14 protein-coding genes are annotated in these 17,672 nt (G+C 41.0%); 2 read left to right on the top strand and 12 right to left on the bottom strand.

Annotated features, from left to right (window positions below; all coding sequences use genetic code 11):
- Nucleotides 1-159: 159 nt before the first annotated feature.
- The 11 genes from gatB to ACE1TI_RS16985 form a co-directional block, all read right to left on the bottom strand.
- Nucleotides 160-1,593 (bottom strand): Asp-tRNA(Asn)/Glu-tRNA(Gln) amidotransferase subunit GatB, encoded by a 1,434-nt coding sequence (gatB, locus tag ACE1TI_RS17035; RefSeq protein WP_375008753.1) that lies wholly within the window; start codon nt 1,591-1,593, stop codon nt 160-162.
- Nucleotides 1,594-1,608: 15 nt separating this feature from the next.
- Complete coding sequence (gene gatA, locus ACE1TI_RS17030; protein ID WP_375008752.1) at nt 1,609-3,066, bottom strand: Asp-tRNA(Asn)/Glu-tRNA(Gln) amidotransferase subunit GatA; 1,458 nt, start codon at nt 3,064-3,066, stop codon at nt 1,609-1,611.
- Nucleotides 3,067-3,081: 15 nt separating this feature from the next.
- Nucleotides 3,082-3,372, bottom strand: coding sequence for an Asp-tRNA(Asn)/Glu-tRNA(Gln) amidotransferase subunit GatC (gatC, locus tag ACE1TI_RS17025; protein ID WP_375008751.1), 291 nt, complete (start codon nt 3,370-3,372; stop codon nt 3,082-3,084).
- A 103-nt stretch (nt 3,373-3,475) separates the two neighbouring features.
- A complete protein-coding gene (locus ACE1TI_RS17020) occupies nt 3,476-4,669 on the bottom strand; it encodes a CamS family sex pheromone protein (RefSeq protein WP_375008750.1) in 1,194 nt (397 codons plus the stop codon).
- Between the two features lie 233 nt (nt 4,670-4,902).
- Nucleotides 4,903-6,906: an NAD-dependent DNA ligase LigA gene (gene ligA, locus ACE1TI_RS17015; protein WP_375008749.1), complete on the bottom strand. Its 2,004-nt coding sequence runs from the start codon at nt 6,904-6,906 to the stop codon at nt 4,903-4,905.
- A 28-nt stretch (nt 6,907-6,934) separates the two neighbouring features.
- A complete protein-coding gene (gene pcrA, locus ACE1TI_RS17010; protein WP_375008748.1) occupies nt 6,935-9,175 on the bottom strand; it encodes a DNA helicase PcrA in 2,241 nt (746 codons plus the stop codon).
- 33 nt (nt 9,176-9,208) lie between these two features.
- A complete protein-coding gene (gene pcrB, locus ACE1TI_RS17005) occupies nt 9,209-9,922 on the bottom strand; it encodes a heptaprenylglyceryl phosphate synthase (protein WP_375008747.1) in 714 nt (237 codons plus the stop codon).
- Nucleotides 9,923-10,073: 151 nt separating this feature from the next.
- On the bottom strand, nt 10,074-11,150 hold the full coding sequence (locus tag ACE1TI_RS17000) for a hypothetical protein (RefSeq protein ID WP_375008746.1): 1,077 nt from the start codon (nt 11,148-11,150) through the stop codon (nt 10,074-10,076).
- A gap of 955 nt (nt 11,151-12,105) precedes the next feature.
- Nucleotides 12,106-12,417 carry a YerC/YecD family TrpR-related protein gene (locus ACE1TI_RS16995; RefSeq protein ID WP_375008745.1) on the bottom strand — a complete coding sequence of 104 codons (312 nt, stop codon included), beginning with the start codon at nt 12,415-12,417 and terminating at the stop codon, nt 12,106-12,108.
- Nucleotides 12,418-12,468: 51 nt separating this feature from the next.
- On the bottom strand, nt 12,469-13,557 hold the full coding sequence (locus ACE1TI_RS16990) for a DUF3048 domain-containing protein (RefSeq protein ID WP_375008744.1): 1,089 nt from the start codon (nt 13,555-13,557) through the stop codon (nt 12,469-12,471).
- A gap of 86 nt (nt 13,558-13,643) precedes the next feature.
- Nucleotides 13,644-15,386 (bottom strand): adenine deaminase C-terminal domain-containing protein, encoded by a 1,743-nt coding sequence (locus ACE1TI_RS16985; protein WP_375008757.1) that lies wholly within the window; start codon nt 15,384-15,386, stop codon nt 13,644-13,646.
- Nucleotides 15,387-15,654: 268 nt separating this feature from the next.
- Here ACE1TI_RS16985 and ACE1TI_RS16980 point away from each other — a divergent pair, with 268 nt between their 5' ends.
- Both ACE1TI_RS16980 and ACE1TI_RS16975 read left to right on the top strand, forming a co-directional pair.
- A complete protein-coding gene (locus tag ACE1TI_RS16980) occupies nt 15,655-15,918 on the top strand; it encodes a YgaP family membrane protein (protein ID WP_375008743.1) in 264 nt (87 codons plus the stop codon).
- A 386-nt stretch (nt 15,919-16,304) separates the two neighbouring features.
- Nucleotides 16,305-16,421 (top strand): EYxxD motif small membrane protein, encoded by a 117-nt coding sequence (locus ACE1TI_RS16975; RefSeq protein WP_375008742.1) that lies wholly within the window; start codon nt 16,305-16,307, stop codon nt 16,419-16,421.
- Here ACE1TI_RS16975 and purD read toward each other — a convergent pair.
- Nucleotides 16,399-17,658, bottom strand: coding sequence for a phosphoribosylamine--glycine ligase (gene purD / locus ACE1TI_RS16970; protein WP_375008741.1), 1,260 nt, complete (start codon nt 17,656-17,658; stop codon nt 16,399-16,401). The two genes, ACE1TI_RS16975 and purD, sit on opposite strands and share 23 nt — an antisense overlap.
- Nucleotides 17,659-17,672 lie beyond the last annotated feature (14 nt).

Genomic DNA, 17,672 nt, shown 5'->3' with positions numbered 1-17,672 from the left:
CAACCGCCCACTTTATTTCTTTAGAATAAACGTTTTTGCCCATGCAAAAACACCTCCGAGAATGTACTTAATTGATTGTACCATTTCGAAGGTGTTTTATATTGTCCCATTATTTTAGGTTAGTCCACTTATTAAAGAACCAGGGGGAAGTTTTTTTAATTAGCGCTCATCCATACCTTCCATAATCAGCTTGTTGACCATTTGCGGGTTTGCTTTCCCTTTTGTTTCTTTCATTACTTGGCCTACAAGGAAGCCGAGAGCTTTATCTTTTCCGTTCTTGTAGTCTTCAATAGACTGTGTGTTATTATCGAGGATACCCTCCACAATTTTTTTCAATTCGCCTTCATCCGAAATTTGCACCAGACCTTTGTCTTTTACTATTTTTTCTGGATTTCCGCCTTCTTTCATCATATCAGCGAATACCTTTTTGGCGATTTTACTTGAAATGGTTCCTTTTTCAATTAAAGTGATCAGCTTCGCAAGACTTTCTGGTGTCAGGGCGGTATCTTTTAATTCGAGGCCTTCTGCATTCAAATAACCATTAACCTCACCCATCAGCCAGTTAGCTGCCTGTTTTGCATCTGCGCCTTGATTGATCGTCTCCTGGAAGAAGTCAGACATGTTTTTAGATTGAGTAATTACACCTGCATCATATTCAGGCAATCCATACTCTTCGATGTAACGAGATTTTCGCGCATCCGGAAGCTCAGGAATATCTTCCTTAATTTTAGACTTCCAGTCTTCATCGATATAAAGAGAAACAAGGTCTGGTTCTGGGAAATACCTGTAATCGTCAGAGCCTTCTTTAACACGCATTAGAATTGTTTCTTTTTTCGCATCATCCCAGCGCCGCGTCTCCTGCAGAATTTCTCCGCCGGAAAGTAATTCTTGTTCCTGACGCTTCTCTTCAAAAGCAAGTCCCTTTTGGACATTGGCAAATGAGTTTAAGTTTTTCAGCTCGGTTTTTGTTCCAAACTCTTTTTGCCCTGCAGGCTTCAATGAGATGTTAGCATCACAGCGAAGCGAACCTTCTTCCATTTTACAATCTGACACTTCCGTGTACTGCAAAATAGCTTTTAACTTTTCCAAGTAAGCGTAAGCTTCTTCTGGTGTTTCGATATCCGGTTCAGAAACGATTTCAATTAATGGTGTTCCCACCCGGTTGAAATCAACAAGGGAATAATCTCCATATTCATCGTGAGTCAGTTTTCCAGCGTCTTCTTCCATATGGATACGTGTTATCCCGATCTTTTTCTTATATCCTTCTACTTCAATTTCAATCCAGCCATTCTCTCCGATTGGCTTATCAAATTGAGAAATTTGATAAGCTTTCGGGTTGTCTGGATAAAAGTAGTTTTTACGGTCAAACTTTGTTTCTTCTGCAATTTCGCAATTTAGTGCAAGAGCTGCTTTCATTGCATACTCTACTGCGCGTTTGTTTAATACCGGCAGCACCCCGGGGTGGCCGAGACAGACAGGGCACGTGTGGGTATTCGGCGGCGCTCCAAATTCTGTTGAGCAGTTACAAAAGATTTTAGTGTTCGTTTTGAGTTCAGAATGTACTTCTAGTCCAATAACCGTATCAAATTTCATACTTCTTTTCCCCCCTTACAGTTCCGGCTTTGCTTTGTGATGTTCCGTCGCCTGTTCATAAGCATGTGCTACTCGGTACACAGTACCTTCTTCAAATGGTTTAGCGATGATCTGAAGCCCCACCGGCAGCCCTTCTGAAAATCCACAAGGTACCGAAATAGCAGGAACACCAGCTAAGTTTACCGGGATAGTTAAAATATCATTAGCATACATCGTTAACGGGTCATCAATTTTTTCGCCCATTTTAAAGGAAGTGGTAGGCGCAGTTGGACCTATAACAACATCATAATCTTCCCAAATTTTATCAAAGTCTTGTTTTATCAAGGTACGAACTTTTTGAGCTTTTTTGTAATATGCATCATAATAACCGGAGCTTAACGCAAACGTCCCCAGCATGATACGTCGTTTAACTTCATCTCCAAATCCTTGACTGCGTGTTTCTTTATACATGTCAATTAAGTTATTTGGATTTTCAGCACGAACTCCGTAGCGAACGCCGTCAAAACGAGCAAGGTTGGCAGATGCCTCAGACGAAGCCAGCAAATAATAAGCAGCGACTGCATATTGAGAATGAGGCAAGGATACTTCTTCCCATGTCGCTCCTTGTTCTTCTAATACTTTTAAGGCATCGAGTACACGCTGCTTTACGTCCTCATTAACCCCTTCTCCAAGATATTCTTTCGGTACAGCAATTCGCAGTCCCTTCACGTCTCCTGTGAGTAAAGAAAGATAATCCGGGACTGCAACGTCAGCAGATGTGGAATCTTTTTTACAGTGGCCTGCAATTTGTCCAAGGATAAGGGCATTGTCTTCTACTGTACGTGTTAGCGGGCCGATTTGGTCAAGAGAAGACGCAAATGCAACAAGCCCAAAACGGGACACGCGTCCGTATGTCGGCTTCAAGCCTACCACTCCGCAATAAGAAGCTGGCTGGCGTATGGAGCCTCCTGTATCAGAACCAAGCGAAAAAGCTACTTCTCCTGCTGCAACAGAAGCAGCTGAACCGCCGCTTGATCCTCCCGGAACATATTCAATATTCCAAGGGTTGCGCGTCGTTTGAAAACCAGAATTTTCGTTGGAGGAACCCATCGCAAATTCATCCATGTTCAATTTCCCAATGGTAACTGATTCTGCCTGGTCCAGTCCTTTCATTACGGTGGCACTGTGTACTGGTTGAAAGTTGGATAACAGCTGGCTTGCGCAAGTCGTGCGCAGCCCATTTGTTACAATGTTGTCTTTTATTCCTGCCGGCAAACCAAATAAAATCCCTCTTGTTTCATCTTTATCAAGCGCTTCATCTAATTTTTTTGCCTGCTCCCTAGCACCTTCTTCATTTAATGTCAAAAAGGCCTGCACTTTATCATCTACTTCTTTAATACGTGTATAAGACGCATCAACAAGTTCAGAAACCTTTATTTCTTTATTGTGAAGCTTTTTATGTATCGATGAAAAGCTTTCTTCTAAAATCGACATCAATATTTCCCTCCTCTACTCTAGCACTGACGGAACTTTAACTTGTCCTTCTTCGTGGTCAGGCGCATTTTTTAATACTTCTTCACGATCTAATGAAGGACGCTGCTCATCTTCGCGTAACACATTATGGATATCAAGTACGTGAGTAGTAGGTTCTACTCCATCAGTATCAAGCTCATTAAGCTGCTCAGCAAATCCGATGATAGCATCGAGCTGTTCTGTAAAAGTATTCACTTCTTCTTCTGATACAGAAAGACGCGCAAGATGGGCTACGTGTTTTACTTGGTCTTTTGTGATACGGGCCATTTCCGGTCACCTCCACCTTATTCGTTCTTTTACAATATATAGATGATACCAAATAAGAATAGGACGGGCAACGTATCAAAGCCATCGCCCGCTAACTTATTTATCAATACACATGAATAAACGGCTCTTCTCCAGGCTCTTTTATTATCAATGCTTCCTGGCCGCCGGAAGAAGAAATTTCCACCTCAATATCCAGCTCATCCGGAAAGCGATTTTCTAATCGATCCGTTACATGCTGGGTGAACGCAATCACCTCAGTTTTACTGTAAAACGTAATAGGGATCTCAATAGAAAGACTTCTTAGATCATCATTTTGATAATACCCTTCTCCAACTACTCCAACATAGTTCTCGAAAAATTGATTCACATCATCTCTAAACTGATTAAAATTCTCTGCATCATCTCTCTGTTCTTCGTCTGCACTGCTGGACGGAAAGAGGTAGTGCTTTTCATTTATTGATTGCCAATTGCCAACCTCTTCTCCAGGCTGGGCTACAGCTGTTGCAATAAACTCCCCTGGAATGGCAGAGTCTCTTGCAGCTTCTCGAAAGACTGCAAACATTATAGGAACACTAGATAACGCTCCTTCCTCACGCTCTTCACTTCTTAACCTTTCAAGCACTTGATTGGCGATGTCTTTACTCTCTTCCAGGCTTGTTTCTTCATCTATGGTCTCATTCAGCCAGGGGCCGTAGGTGCCGTCGTCATTTTGTTCTCTGAAATAATAAACGCTGTTCATAGACAGTCCTATAACCAGCCCACCTACTTGTAAGTTTCCTTCATCATTTTCAAACACATAATTGTGTTCAAGAATATTAGACAGCACTCTTGGCTGTGAGCTTTCCCTTTCTTCAAAACTATCTCCGCTTCCCAGCGGCGGGTTCAGCCCTTCTGGATTTCCTTCTTCCTCTTCTGTTTCTTCTTTTTCTCTCATAAGCCAGCTGTTTAATTCATTTCTTTCAATAAATTGGCCTTCTCTAAAGAAATAGTCTTCTTGATTAAATTCCTCTAAAGCAATTTCCTGCATGCCCACTTCCATTCTTTCTAAATCCATCCGGTTGTAAACAACATCAGTATTAAAACCTCTTGTGTTACCATGAATATATTTACCGTCCTGTAAGATACTGCGATAATAATTGTCTAAACTTGGTATTTCCGGACTTACTTTCACTTCCGCCTCTTCGTCCGTCTCTTCTTGTTCAATGTCCACCCCTTCTTCATCTGGTTCTAAACCAGGTATACAGCCTGAAAGCAGTAGAAGAGAGGACAAGGCAAGTATCCCCGCTTTTTTCCACATGTTTCTATCTCCTCATTTCCCCGGGAACTTTCCATGGCTTGTGTATGTATATCACCTTATTATAAAACAGCTCAAATTCCATCATAGAATGACAGAAAGGGATTCTCAAGTGAAAAAAATAATGATTTCAAGGAGAAAGGGGTTATCCTCTCCCATTTTGAAAAATTAAAGAAGCCTAACAGGAATACACGGGTTTGTGCCGGAATTGTAATTATCTTAGTAATAATCCAAGATTATAATTCGGCTTCTTCTAAAAACCGGTCTTCTTCCCATATTTCTACGCCGTATTCTTTAGCTTTTGTTAACTTTGAGCCTGCATCAGCACCAGCGATAAGCAAGTCAGTGCTTTTACTTACGCTTCCAGTTACTTTTCCGCCAAATGCTTCAATTTTTTCTTTAGCTTCTTTTCTCGTTAACTTTTCTAAGGTGCCAGTTAAAACAATTGTTTTGCCATTAAAAATAGAATCAGATGCTGCTTCTGCTTTTTTCGGCCCTTTGTATTTCATATTGACACCGAGTGCATCCAGTTCGTCTAATAAAGCTGCAGCTTCGGGTTTATCAAAGTAACTAACAATAGAATCTGCCATCTTTTCACCAACTTCGTGAATGGCAAGCAAGTCATCGTAAGAAGCATTACGAAGTTGTTCCATTGTTTTAAAGTGCTCAGCCAGCGTTCGTGCTGCTTTCGAACCGACAAATCGAATACCGAGACCAAATATTAATTTTTCCAAAGAATTTTGTTTGGACGCTTCAATCGCGTTTAATAAATTTTGGACGGATTTTTCTCCCATACGTTCAAGCTTTAGAAGCTCTTCTTTTTCCAGTTTATACAAATCAGCAATCCCTGCAACCAGTTGATGAGTGAAAAGCTGCTGAATCACTTTTTCACCTAGACCGTCAATATTCATAGCATCTCTTGACACAAAGTGAATGAGGCCTTCTTGCATTTGAGCCGGGCACTGCGGATTGATACAGCGTAGTGCTACTTCTTTCTCAAGCCTAACGAGTTCACTTCCGCACGCCGGACATTCTGAAGGCATTTCAAAATCTTTTTCATGTCCTTCTCGTAAATCATCCAGCACTCTCACTACTTCTGGAATAATATCTCCAGCTTTTTTTACCACAACCTGATCTCCTATTTTAATATCCTTTTCCCGAATAAGATCCTCATTGTGAAGAGAAGCTCTTTGAACGGTTGTTCCAGCCACCTTTACAGCTTTCAACTCTGCAGTTGGAGTAACCACTCCTGTACGCCCAACCGATAGGGTGATACCAGTCAGTGTAGTAATTTTTTCTTCGGCCGGAAATTTATAAGCAATTGCCCAGCGGGGGCTTTTCGCTGTATATCCAAGTTCTTGCTGCTGCTTTAAGTTATCAACTTTTATAACAATACCATCTATTTCATACATTAAATCGTTGCGCCGGTCCACCCAGCTGTTAACATACTCGACAACTTCCTCTATGCTTTGGCAAAGCTGGCTTTCCGGATTTGTTTTAAACCCTAATTCTTTCATATAAGCAATAGCTTCGTGGTGAGTTTTCAAGCCCATCCCTTTATCATCAGCTATGGCATATAAAAAAATGTCCAGGTTTCTTCTAGCGGCAATTTTAGGGTCCAGCTGCCGTAAAGACCCTGCTGCTGCATTCCTAGGATTGGCAAATAGCATTTCGCCCGCTTGTTCTTTGTCTTTGTTTAAGTTTTCAAAGGAGCGTTTGGGCATGAACACTTCTCCGCGAACTTCAATGTCTGCTGCCTTTTGCAAACGGAGAGGTATAGATCCGACTGTTTTCAAATTACTCGTAATGTCTTCTCCGGTGGTGCCGTCTCCGCGTGTCGCCCCTTGAATAAAGCTTCCATTTTCATAAGACAACGAAACAGCAAGACCGTCTATTTTCAGTTCACACGTATATTGGACGTCGTCTCCTGTTACTTGACGAACTCTTCTATCAAAATCGTATAAATCCTGTTCGTTAAAAGCATTTCCCAGACTCATCATTGGGATTTCGTGCTGCACTTTCTCAAAGGCTACTAGCGGCGGCCCTCCTACACGGACGGTAGGGGAATCATTGCTTTGAAGCTCGGGAAATTCTTCTTCCAGCTTCATGAGTTCCTGCATTTTTTCATCATACTCAGAATCTGGAACAAGCGGTTGATCGAGCACATAATAGTAATAACCGTATTTATCTAGTAACTGCCGGAGCTCTTTGACTCGCTCTTCCGCATCTTTTCGGTCCATTGCCTACCTTCCTTTCTGGCACTATACGTTAAGCTTTTGTTATCGGGGCAAATTTGGCATAGAGCCGTTTAACCCCTTCTGTAGGAAAAGCAACATCAAGTTCAATATCTTCGCCTTCTCCTTTAATACTGACCACAGTACCGGTACCCCATTTTTTATGCTGTGCTTTATCGCCTACCTGCCAATCAAAACTGCTTCCTTCAGTGGAGGCAGATATCGTGCGCCCTCTCGCCGGTGCTACTGCAGCTTTGCGCTTTCGTTCAAATGGAGAAGCTGTATGACCAGAACCACCTATACTTGTTTTCATCCAGTCTGGCTTATTTTCTTTTTCCATTCCATCAATAACATCCTGCGGAAGTTCCTGAATAAAACGCGACATTGGATTAGCCTGTGTCCGTCCATACAATTGACGCATATGGGCATGAGTAAGATGGAGTTCTTCCTCTGCTCTTGTAATCCCTACATAAGCAAGGCGCCTTTCCTCTTCCATTTCTTCATTCTCAAATAAAGAACGGCTGTGAGGAAATACTCCTTCCTCCATACCAATTAAAAAAACAACTGGAAACTCGAGTCCTTTTGCTGAGTGTAAGGTCATCATAACGACTGCACTCTCATCATCGTCTTCTTCCTGATTTATATCAGAAACAAGCGCAAGATCTGTCAGAAATGCTATTAAAGATTTGTCTTCGTTTTTCTTCTCAAAATCTATTGTTACGGATATAAACTCGTCAATATTTTCTAGTCTGCTCTGAGACTCTAAAGACTTGTCTTCTTTTAAAGCATCACGGTAACCCGTTTTTTCAAGCAATTCCTCCACCAGCTCAGTAACCGATAAATAATCCTGCAATTGAATCCAGTGACCGAGCTGCTCAGCAAATTCCAGAAGTTTTTTAGTTGGGCGTGCACTTAATCCAATTTGGTCTGCTTCCTGCAATGCCGCAAACATAGATATACCCTGGCTGTTAGCATATGCAGCAATTTTATCTACTGTAGTAGCACCGATACCACGCTTTGGTACATTTATAATACGTCCAAGGCTGATATCATCATCCGGATTTGCTACCACTCGTAAATAGGCAAGTACATCCTTTATTTCTTTTCTGTCATAGAATTTGGTACCGCCAATCATGTTGTAATTAATATTCGATTTTAAAAACATTTCCTCAATAACACGGGATTGGGCATTGGTCCGATATAACACAGCAATATCAGAATAATCATAGTCCCCGTTTTGCACCGCTTCTTTTATTTTTTCCACTACATAGACTGATTCATCCCGTTCATCAGCAGCCTGAAAGTAGTGAATATTTTTCCCCTCATCATTTTCTGTCCAAAGGTTTTTAGGTTTGCGCCCGCTGTTGTTTTTAATAACTTCATTGGCTGCTTGCAAAATTTTCTTGGTGGAGCGGTAGTTTTGTTCCAAAAGAATCGACCTGCATTCTTCATAGTCGTTTTCAAAAGAAAGGATATTTTCAATATCGGCTCCGCGCCATTTATATATTGATTGGTCTGAATCTCCCACTACACATAAGTTTCTATGATTTTCCGCAAGTAAGTTTACAAGTATATACTGCGCTCTGTTTGTATCTTGATATTCATCCACGTGAATGTATTGGAATTTTCGTTGATAAAACGAAAGTACTTCTGGCACCTGTTGAAACAATTTAATTGTCATCATAATTAAATCATCAAAATCAAGCGCATGATTAGTGCGCAGACGACGCTGATATTCTTTATAGACGTCCGCTGCTGTTTCTTCAGCAGGTCCATAAGCTTTTTCTGCAAATTTTTCCGGTGTTTCCAGCACATTTTTAGCAGAAGAGATCATTCCAAGAATACTGCGGGGATCGAATTTTTTTGAATCGATATTTTGATCTTTTAAAATTTGTTTAATAACCGACAATTGATCTGAACCATCAAGTATAGAGAAATTTCGATTATATCCTATCCGGTCTATTTCACGCCGGAGTATTCTCACACACATCGAGTGAAAGGTAGACATCCAAATGTCTTCGGCCACTGGTCCGACCAATTCAGCAACACGGTCTTTCATTTCACGGGCTGCTTTATTAGTAAACGTGATGGCCAAAATAGCATAAGGAGGTACGCCTTTTTCACGAATTAAATAAGCTATCCTATGAGTAAGTACACGGGTTTTACCGCTCCCTGCCCCCGCCATTACCAGAAGAGGCCCCTCTGTGTGCTGTACAGCTTCTTTTTGTTCCGGATTCATTCTATCGAGCATCTTTTCTATAATTTGTCGTTGCATGGGAACACCACCTCAAACATATGTTCGAATATATTATACGTTTTTTCCGTCATCTCTTCCAATGTTTTTTACAGCCTCTACGGTTTTTAAAGCTGTCTTCACATCTTCATACACTATATTTCCTACGACTACGGTATCAGCATAAGCTGCCATTTCTGCAGCCTGTTCTGCACTGCGGATACCGCCGCCATAAAATAGTCTGGCGTTTTTTAAAGCATCAGCAGCAGCTTTGACGATAGCCGGGTCTCCATATACACCGCTGTATTCCAAATAAAAAACAGGAAGATGAAACAGACGGTCTGTAAGCATTGCAGCTGCTTCTACATCCTCTTGGTCAAGTGTTGTGTCAGCTTCTGTCAGTGCTGATACTTTTGCATCTTTATTTAGTATACAATACCCTTCTGTGACAATTTCGTCCCAATTCATCATCGTTCCATACTCTTTTAAGGCCTGCCGGTGCATACCGGTAATCCAGCGCGGGTCGCCTGCGTTAAGCACGGTAGGAATAAAAAAATAATCAAAGCCTGGAGTGATAGAGTCCAGCGTTGAAATTTCAAGGGCGCAAGCAACCGAATAACGGCGTACCTTCGCTAAAAGAGCGAGGGTATTATCTAAAGTAACGTTATCGCTTCCGCCGACTATAATAGCATCCGTTCCTGATTCGCACACCGCTTCTAAATCTTTATTATCCAGATCCTTTGCCGGATCAAGTTTAAATACATGTTTCCACTCTCTATATGAAAGCATTTCTGCTCCTCCAAATTAATAATGCAATACTTGTCTCAACGATTGATTATAGCAAACTTTATACATTTCCCTCAAAAGCTTTCACAGGATTCTTGGAGACTTCTTCACATTCTGTTTTTTTATTCCTTTTTTAAATTTTCATCGATTCTCCTTACGGTGATGATTTTATCGAGAATTTCATAAATTCCAAATCAATAGAATAATTATCCATATTATAGCCGATCACATCTATCTCTGAACGAGATAGTTTAGAATCTGGAATTCCTAAGAATTGTCTTGCCTGCCGTTTTGAAACGGTGGTGTTAATATGTTCGGAAGCAATGGCTTCTACAGCCAGAGCATCTTCATTACCAGGAACATAAAATTCACATTTTCCATAAGTATATTTCTGCATGCCGTTTTCACTCTGAACAGCGTCTGGAGGGCCTAATAATCCTACAAGGGATTCTGCTGTCAGGCCGGCCTCTAGCATCGTACACCCAGGTGCATAGCCGCTCCACTCTTTAACCGATAAAACAAGTTCTTCTAAAAAAAGATGTGCAGATTCCGTCATATAATCAATACCGCTGCTTTCTCCTGGATAATAATCTAAGCTTCCTTCTTTATCTGGCTGCGGCAAATTCAGCTCAACCATGTTATCGTTTGCATATATCCTCTCCTGTGGGGATAAAACTATTTTTAATAAGTGCGGACTTATTTCTCCTATTTCCACCTGAGTTAATTGTTCATTTTCGTCTTCTCCTTCGTATATAAAAAGTAAATGATGTTCCAGTATTTGATACAAAGCGCGTGTTTCCCGCTCATTCGCATTTATGCTTAATCCTTCAGGATTTCCGAGAAGTTCCATTATGTCTTGCGGAGAAGGCCCCCATTGCTTCACTTGGTTTCCGACAGAAAAAATATCTCCTGTGTTTTTATTATCTTTTTCATAATAGGTGCATGAATCAAATTGATAGTAAAAACGATCGTCGACTACTGATTCAGCGTCACTATAACCATACCTTGTCAACAAGTGCTGGAGCTTTCCTCCCTTATCTATCTCTTCACATCCAGGCATCACCAGCCTGCTTTCATACTCTCCAGTTTGCACCTTTTCAAGCCATTCCATCCATTCCTCTTTTGAGGGTTCTGTACTTTCGTCATTCGAATTACTTATTTGCGATTGGCTTCCAGATAAAACATTCATCATCCAGGCCGCTGCCAGAGTGGCTTTAATTCCTGCAATCACACTTTTTCTTCCACCATACAAAACTGCTCATGATTCTTCGAAGGAGGGGATTAAAAATCTTTTTTTACACTATGTTTTTTTCGGGCTGTAAAGTTTCTTCTAGCTCCGAAAATTTTTCGATTTTAGAGGTAAGATTTGGGAATCTCCAGTAGAGAGAGCTGCCAAGGAAGTCTGTTTCTTTTTATGATAAATTTGTAAAGGGTAAAGAAGGGGACAATTCCAATGGGGGTCTGTTTCATGAAATGGAGAATAATCATGGATAGCATGAACCCATGTTGAACTGCCCACCTGGCAAAAGGTTCAGTCAAATCCTTTTTTTCTTGCAAATGCTGTGTCCATTCTTCATAAGCAGAGGTGGAAGAAGGATTTATTTTTTGGAGTGAATAAACTGTCCCCTCTTCAAGCATATCTATCAATACTTTAATGTCCTGTCTGTCTTCTCCATACAAAGAATACGAGCGTGTTTAAGATGATTATCTTTTTGGCACCATTCAAGGCCAAAACGTTCACAAAGGAATGTGGACGCTGTTTCCTATATAATCTTTCATTTTAGCGGCCCTCCCTGTTTTGCTTTCTGATTACTATATTATCTTGTATTGTTTGCAAAAGCTAAAATTATGTGCTTGGGCTTTTTGAGTTATAAAAAATTTGCTTTGCTGCCAGGCCCTTTACCATACTGAGTTTTGGAAAAAATGCGTTCTAAGAACAAAAGCGCAAGCGCCCTGGTAAGCCTCGACAGGTAAATGTTCTCCAGGCAATAAAGGCACTCTTTGCCTTAAATGACTGGAGGTTATTTAACCCCGAGAGGCTAGGCGCTGAAGTTAGACGATAATCAAACAGTAGGGAGATCGTTATCACAATTCGAAAGATATAATTTCCTAAACAATAAATAAAACTACTCTTCTGGTGTTTCCTCTCACCAAAAGAGTAGTTTCTCTATTCCCACGACGTTTTTCTATTTTTGATTTTCTTTCTCTTCTTCCCGCACACGATCTAATGTCATCTGGTAGCTTTCATTGCCATAATTCAAGCAGCGTTTCACTCGAGAAATAGTTGCTGTGCTTGCCCCGGTTTCTGTTTCAATTTTATGATACGTATACCCGTGCTGAAGCATTCGAGCCACTTCAAGCCGCTGTGCGAGCGATTGAATTTCGTTAATGGTGCAAAGATCATCAAAAAACTCATAACACTCTTCTAAATCTCGCAGGGAAAGAATTGCTTTAAACAATTGATCTAATTCTTTGCCTCTTAACTTATCGATTTGCAATTAGCTCCACCTCGTTTCAGTCCAAATACTCTTAACGCAGCATTCAATAAATTAATGTAATCCTTCTACTATGTCATTAAGGGCAGATGCTGATGGAACAACATTAATCCAAGTTTGCCCTGGCACAAACGGTATTTCTTCTCCTTCTTTCATTGGAAGAATTCGACCGTCTTTATTTTTCCATTCTACCGTTAACGCTTTTCCTTTTTGAAGTAATAAACCTTTTCCCCCTGCTTCAATGTTTATTTGCCGGCGGCCTTTATTGTCGACTACTTGGTGAGGGGCTTCGATTATAAAAACATTTTCTGGAGCAACCCTTTTATTTTCTCTCTCATCTATGGTCGGCTCGTTATCACTGGAACGTTCGTAAGCTTCTTTTTTGTCATTGTACTCAAATTGAACCGAATATTTATCTTGATACCAAATTTGAATTTGTTTTCCCTCTTCTGCTTCCGAAGATGAAATGCCTTGGTCATTAAACAAGTTTGGCTCTACCTCATTTTTTAGTTCGTACCCTTTCCCTTCTAAGCCCTCCATTGCGTCTTCAAAAGAGATATAAGAGTTATGGGGCGGGTTCCGATCGGAAGAACGTTGAAAAAGAGTACCCTCATGAAACAATCCATTGAGAAACGGCGCTGTACCGCTTGACAGGTATTGTTCGGCTTCTGGACTCCAGCCATGTGTTACAAAAAACGACTTATACCCTTGAGCCAAATCAATAAAGTACTTTCGAGCGCTTCTAACGGGCCCAATTTTTTCAGGCTGTTCACTATGGTAAATCGCTAAAAATCTAGTTACGCTGCCTTCTGTGAGCACTTCGTAAACCATATCAGCGTCACTCAAGCTGCTTTGCGGCCGTGCAGCCGGATGGTTGTTTACCATTACTGCTATCGGACGATACGGTGAAACCTCTTTTTTTCTTTCTCCAGTTAAAGGGTATGTCTCATCATATAGCTGGTTTTCTTGGTTTTCTTGAGAAATTGATGGCTCTTCTTGTTTTCCAGCCCTGGCTTCTTCTTTTTTGGTATATACTGCTTCACTTTGGCTTTGTTCCGACTCTGACTTTTCTTGCTGCTCCCCTCCGAAACAGGCAGAAAGAAGAACACACAAAGCACATGAGGTTAAAGCCCATTTTTTCATACTCCCCAAATCCTTTTTTATCATTGTTGGTCAAGTGTGCTTTATCGATTGAACAGCATGTTTTTTAATCCCTGTACTTTTACAGTTTAACGCATAATCGAAGGAAAGAGTACCGTTTTCTTATGAACATCAAAAATTCCTCTTTGAGTCACCCTGATATAAGGAAGATGTGTGGAAGAAAAGAAAAGGAGGCTGTAGATCGGATCTTCATGCGGGTATCCTCTTTCCTTTAAAGCATGTTCTAAACTCGCATGCTTTTCGATCACGTCATCCATCGGTTCTAAAGACATAGCACCGAATAATTTTAAAGGAACACTTTCAATTAATTCTCCATCCTCCACAAGAAAAATTCCTCCATCATGCTGTTTCAATTCTTCAAATGCTTTTCTCATATCCCTTTTATTTTTTCCAATTAATACAATATCTCCTGTATTGGAAAAAGTAGTAGCAAGACCTCCAAGGTTGGTGCCAAATCCTTTTATTACAGTGTTAATGCGCCATTTTCCATGACGATCCAGCATCACAAAGAAACACTCATCATGTTTTTCTGAAAGATGTTCATTTGTAACATCTACACTTATCTGGTAAGGCTTTAAAATAACAGAGTTGACCAGCTCGATTCCCACCGGCATGGAAAAATGGAGATCGTCTTCAGTTAATTCCCAGTCAATCATAAAGGGATGCATCCCGTAGTCTTCCCATGAAAAATGCCGGTCAGGATAATGACTTTGCCCGTCTTTAAACACCCATTTCCCTTTAGCTAATACACTTTCAGGAACAGGATTATTAACATCCCTTAAAATATTCAGATGGGCAATACGACCTGGAGCAATCATTCCAATTTGATCATCTAAGCCGTAATGTCTTGCAGCATTATAACTTCCCATTTCATATGCTTCTATAGCTGGTACGCCTTTCTCTAAAGCAATAGCAATCGTTTTATCAATCACACCTTGTCTGTAAAACGCAGGGGTTGAACCATCTGTGTTTAAAGTAAAACGGCTGAAATCTGTAATCCCGGCCTCAAGTAATTCCTCTAATAATTTTGGCAAATCAGGCCGAATGGAAGAGTAACGAAGAGAAGTAGTCATTCCAGCATCTAATCTTCTTAATGCTTCTTCTCCGTTCATGGCTTCATGATCACCGCTCACACCTAACAGAGCCATTTGTGTAATAGTGCTATATGAAGCACCCGGCAGGTGGCCTTCAATCGGTTTGTTTAATTCTTTTGTATGCTGCATCCAGTGAAGTACGGTTTCGTCCCCTGTCATTACTTTTGGCCATGACGTTAATTCTCCACCCTGGACCACAAGAGGATGCTCAAGCCATGACTTCATGTTTGACGGTGAAAACAATGCATCTTCTTCCTCCAATTCGGTCTGGGCATCATACCTGCCCCACCAAAACATTGAAGTAGGTAATTCATTTAACTCTTCAATGAGTGAAAGCGCTTTCCTTTTTTCGATATTTAAAAAGAAAAACATGTTGTCATTAATTAATGTAGTTGTTCCGCGCACAGATGCATATTCCGCAAGTGTGTGGGGATTATATAACTGGAATGGATGGGCATGCGGTTCGATATAACCGGGCACTATGTGTTTTCCTTGACAATCGACAATCTCTGTCCCTTCCGTTTTCTCAGGCAAATATTTACCTGTGTAAACAATTCGATCTTCGTATATCCAGATATGGCCCTCCATCCATGTTTTTCGTGCGCTGCTTAGATAGGTTGCGTTTTTTAGTACAATGGTTGGCGCCATTTCACCGCGAATTACGGAAAGCTGGCGTCTTAATGTTTGTTTATTCCAGCGAAATAGCTGAGTTGCCATAATCGTCACCTGCTTTCTTAATGTCCTTTTTGCATATTGCTCTTTAAAAAATTGACTTATCACCGTGTTAAAGGAAGCTAACACCAGCAGCCAATCCGTTAGGAATATAACGACAGTAGTTGCATTAGAACTTCTGCTGAACACACACACGCCCTGTAGCATTGTAGTACGTCCTGTGCGTTATGTTTCCCTATCGTATCATATTTTCACTCATTACTCCATGAAAGTAAGTGACAAGATTTCAAAGATTTTTTTAAGGAGGCTAGTCATGAAACCTAATATTGGCACTTTAAATGCAATGGTTCGAATCACTTGCGGTTTAACTATTCTGGCATGGTCCACAGCAGAATTAACCAGATACCGCCGTAATAGCAGACATCTTGTATGCACCATGATGGGAGCGATGAAAGTAGCAGAAGGTATTACTCGTTTTTGTCCGCTGACTAAGATGATAACAGACAGTATTTCTGCGCAAAGAAATCATGCCGAATCAGAAGTATCCCCAACAGATCCTTCGATGAATGAATTGTAAAAAATATAACTTAAGAAAACAATATGATGATAGTGTAGCAAGAGATTCTGGTTTTTTCCTACTGATTTAAGAGATTATCTAACAAACAAATGTAAATTCACATTATTAGGAACAAAAGCGCAAGCGCCCTGATCAGCCTCGACAGGTAAATGTTCTCCAGTCACTAAAGGCGCTCTTTGCCTTTAATGACTGGAGGTTATTTAACCCCGAGAGGCTGGGCGCTGAAGCTAGACGCGGATCAAACAATATGGAGATAGTTATCCACAACTCGAAAAATATAATTTCCTAAACACTCAAAAAACCGGTCCGGCACGGGAATATCCCAATACCGACCGGTTTCTTTTAAAAGGCGAAAGCCAAGATTTTCTAAGAAAGGAGAATTGGTTATGCTTGTACCTTTTCTGCGGGATTTTGCTCTTGATACATTATTTGTTTATGCCATGATTATTGGTACAATAGCGGTGCTTATCATAGGTTTCACTAGGTATCGTCGCGAAAGATAGCTTTATCCCCAATATCTGTTCGGTAAAAAAGATATTCAGTTTCGAGCTTTTCAAGCTTTTGATATACTGCTTCTTTTGCTTCTTTCAACCGGGAGGCTTTTTCCGCTGCTAAAAGTACACGGCCTCCCGCAGTTAAAAGTTGGTCTCCTTCTTTCTCTACTCCTGCATAATATAGATATTCCGAAGAAGGCAGTGAAGTTAACGGTTTATATTTTTCATAAGAACCTGGGTAGCCTTTAGAAGCTGCGACCACTCCTAAAACAGCTTCACTCGACCATTCCAGCTCCGGGACTCCTCCGTTTAACAGCTCAAGAATGACTGAAGAAAGATCTGATTTTAACCTGGGAAGTACCACCTGTGCTTCAGGGTCTCCGAAACGAGCATTAAACTCAATAACTTTCGGTCCTTCCTCCGTCATCATCAGTCCCGCGTATAATATTCCGGTGAAGGAGCATCCTTCTTTTACTAAGCCTGAAGCTGCCGGCTGCAGCACCTCGCGGACAGCTCTGTCAATATCATTATTTGTAAATTGCGGAACCGGGCTGTAAGCTCCCATTCCTCCGGTGTTTGGACCTTCATCTCCGTTATATGCTCGTTTATGGTCCTGTGCCCCGACCATAGGAATAACTGTTTCTCCGTGAACAAAAGCCATCAAGGAAAGCTCTTCTCCTTCAAGATATTCCTCTAAGACAACTTCTGAACCGGCATCCCCAAACTTATTGTCTTCTAAAATGTCAGACAGAGCTTCTAATGCTTCTTTTTTGGAAAAAGCTACTGTTACGCCTTTTCCTGCCGCCAATCCGTCTGCTTTAATTACAATAGGAACTCCATTTTTTTCAATATAATCAGCAGCCTCATCGTATTGGGAAAACACTTTATAAGAGCCTGTCGGAATGTGATAACGCTCCATTAACGACTTAGCAAACGACTTGCTGCCTTCAATAAGAGCCGCTTCCTGAGTAGGGCCAAAAACTTTAAGGCCGGCTTCTTGAAAATGATTTACTATTCCATCAAGCAGCGGGGCTTCAGGTCCGACTACGGTAAAGGTAACCTCATTATCTTTCGCAAAATGGATTAAACGCTCATGATCGTTTTCTTTCACATCTATACACTCTGCCGTATGCTGCATTCCCGGATTTCCAGGGGCAGCGTACACTTTATCCACCTTATTACTTTCAGCTAATTTTGCAGCAATAGCGTGTTCTCTGCCGCCGCTTCCGATTACCAGCACTTTCATTTATAAAGGATCCT

The organism is Alteribacillus sp. JSM 102045 (assembly GCF_041949975.1).
Taxonomy (GTDB): domain Bacteria; phylum Bacillota; class Bacilli; order Bacillales; family Marinococcaceae; genus Alteribacillus.
This window is presented reverse-complemented; position numbering and strand designations above follow the sequence as displayed.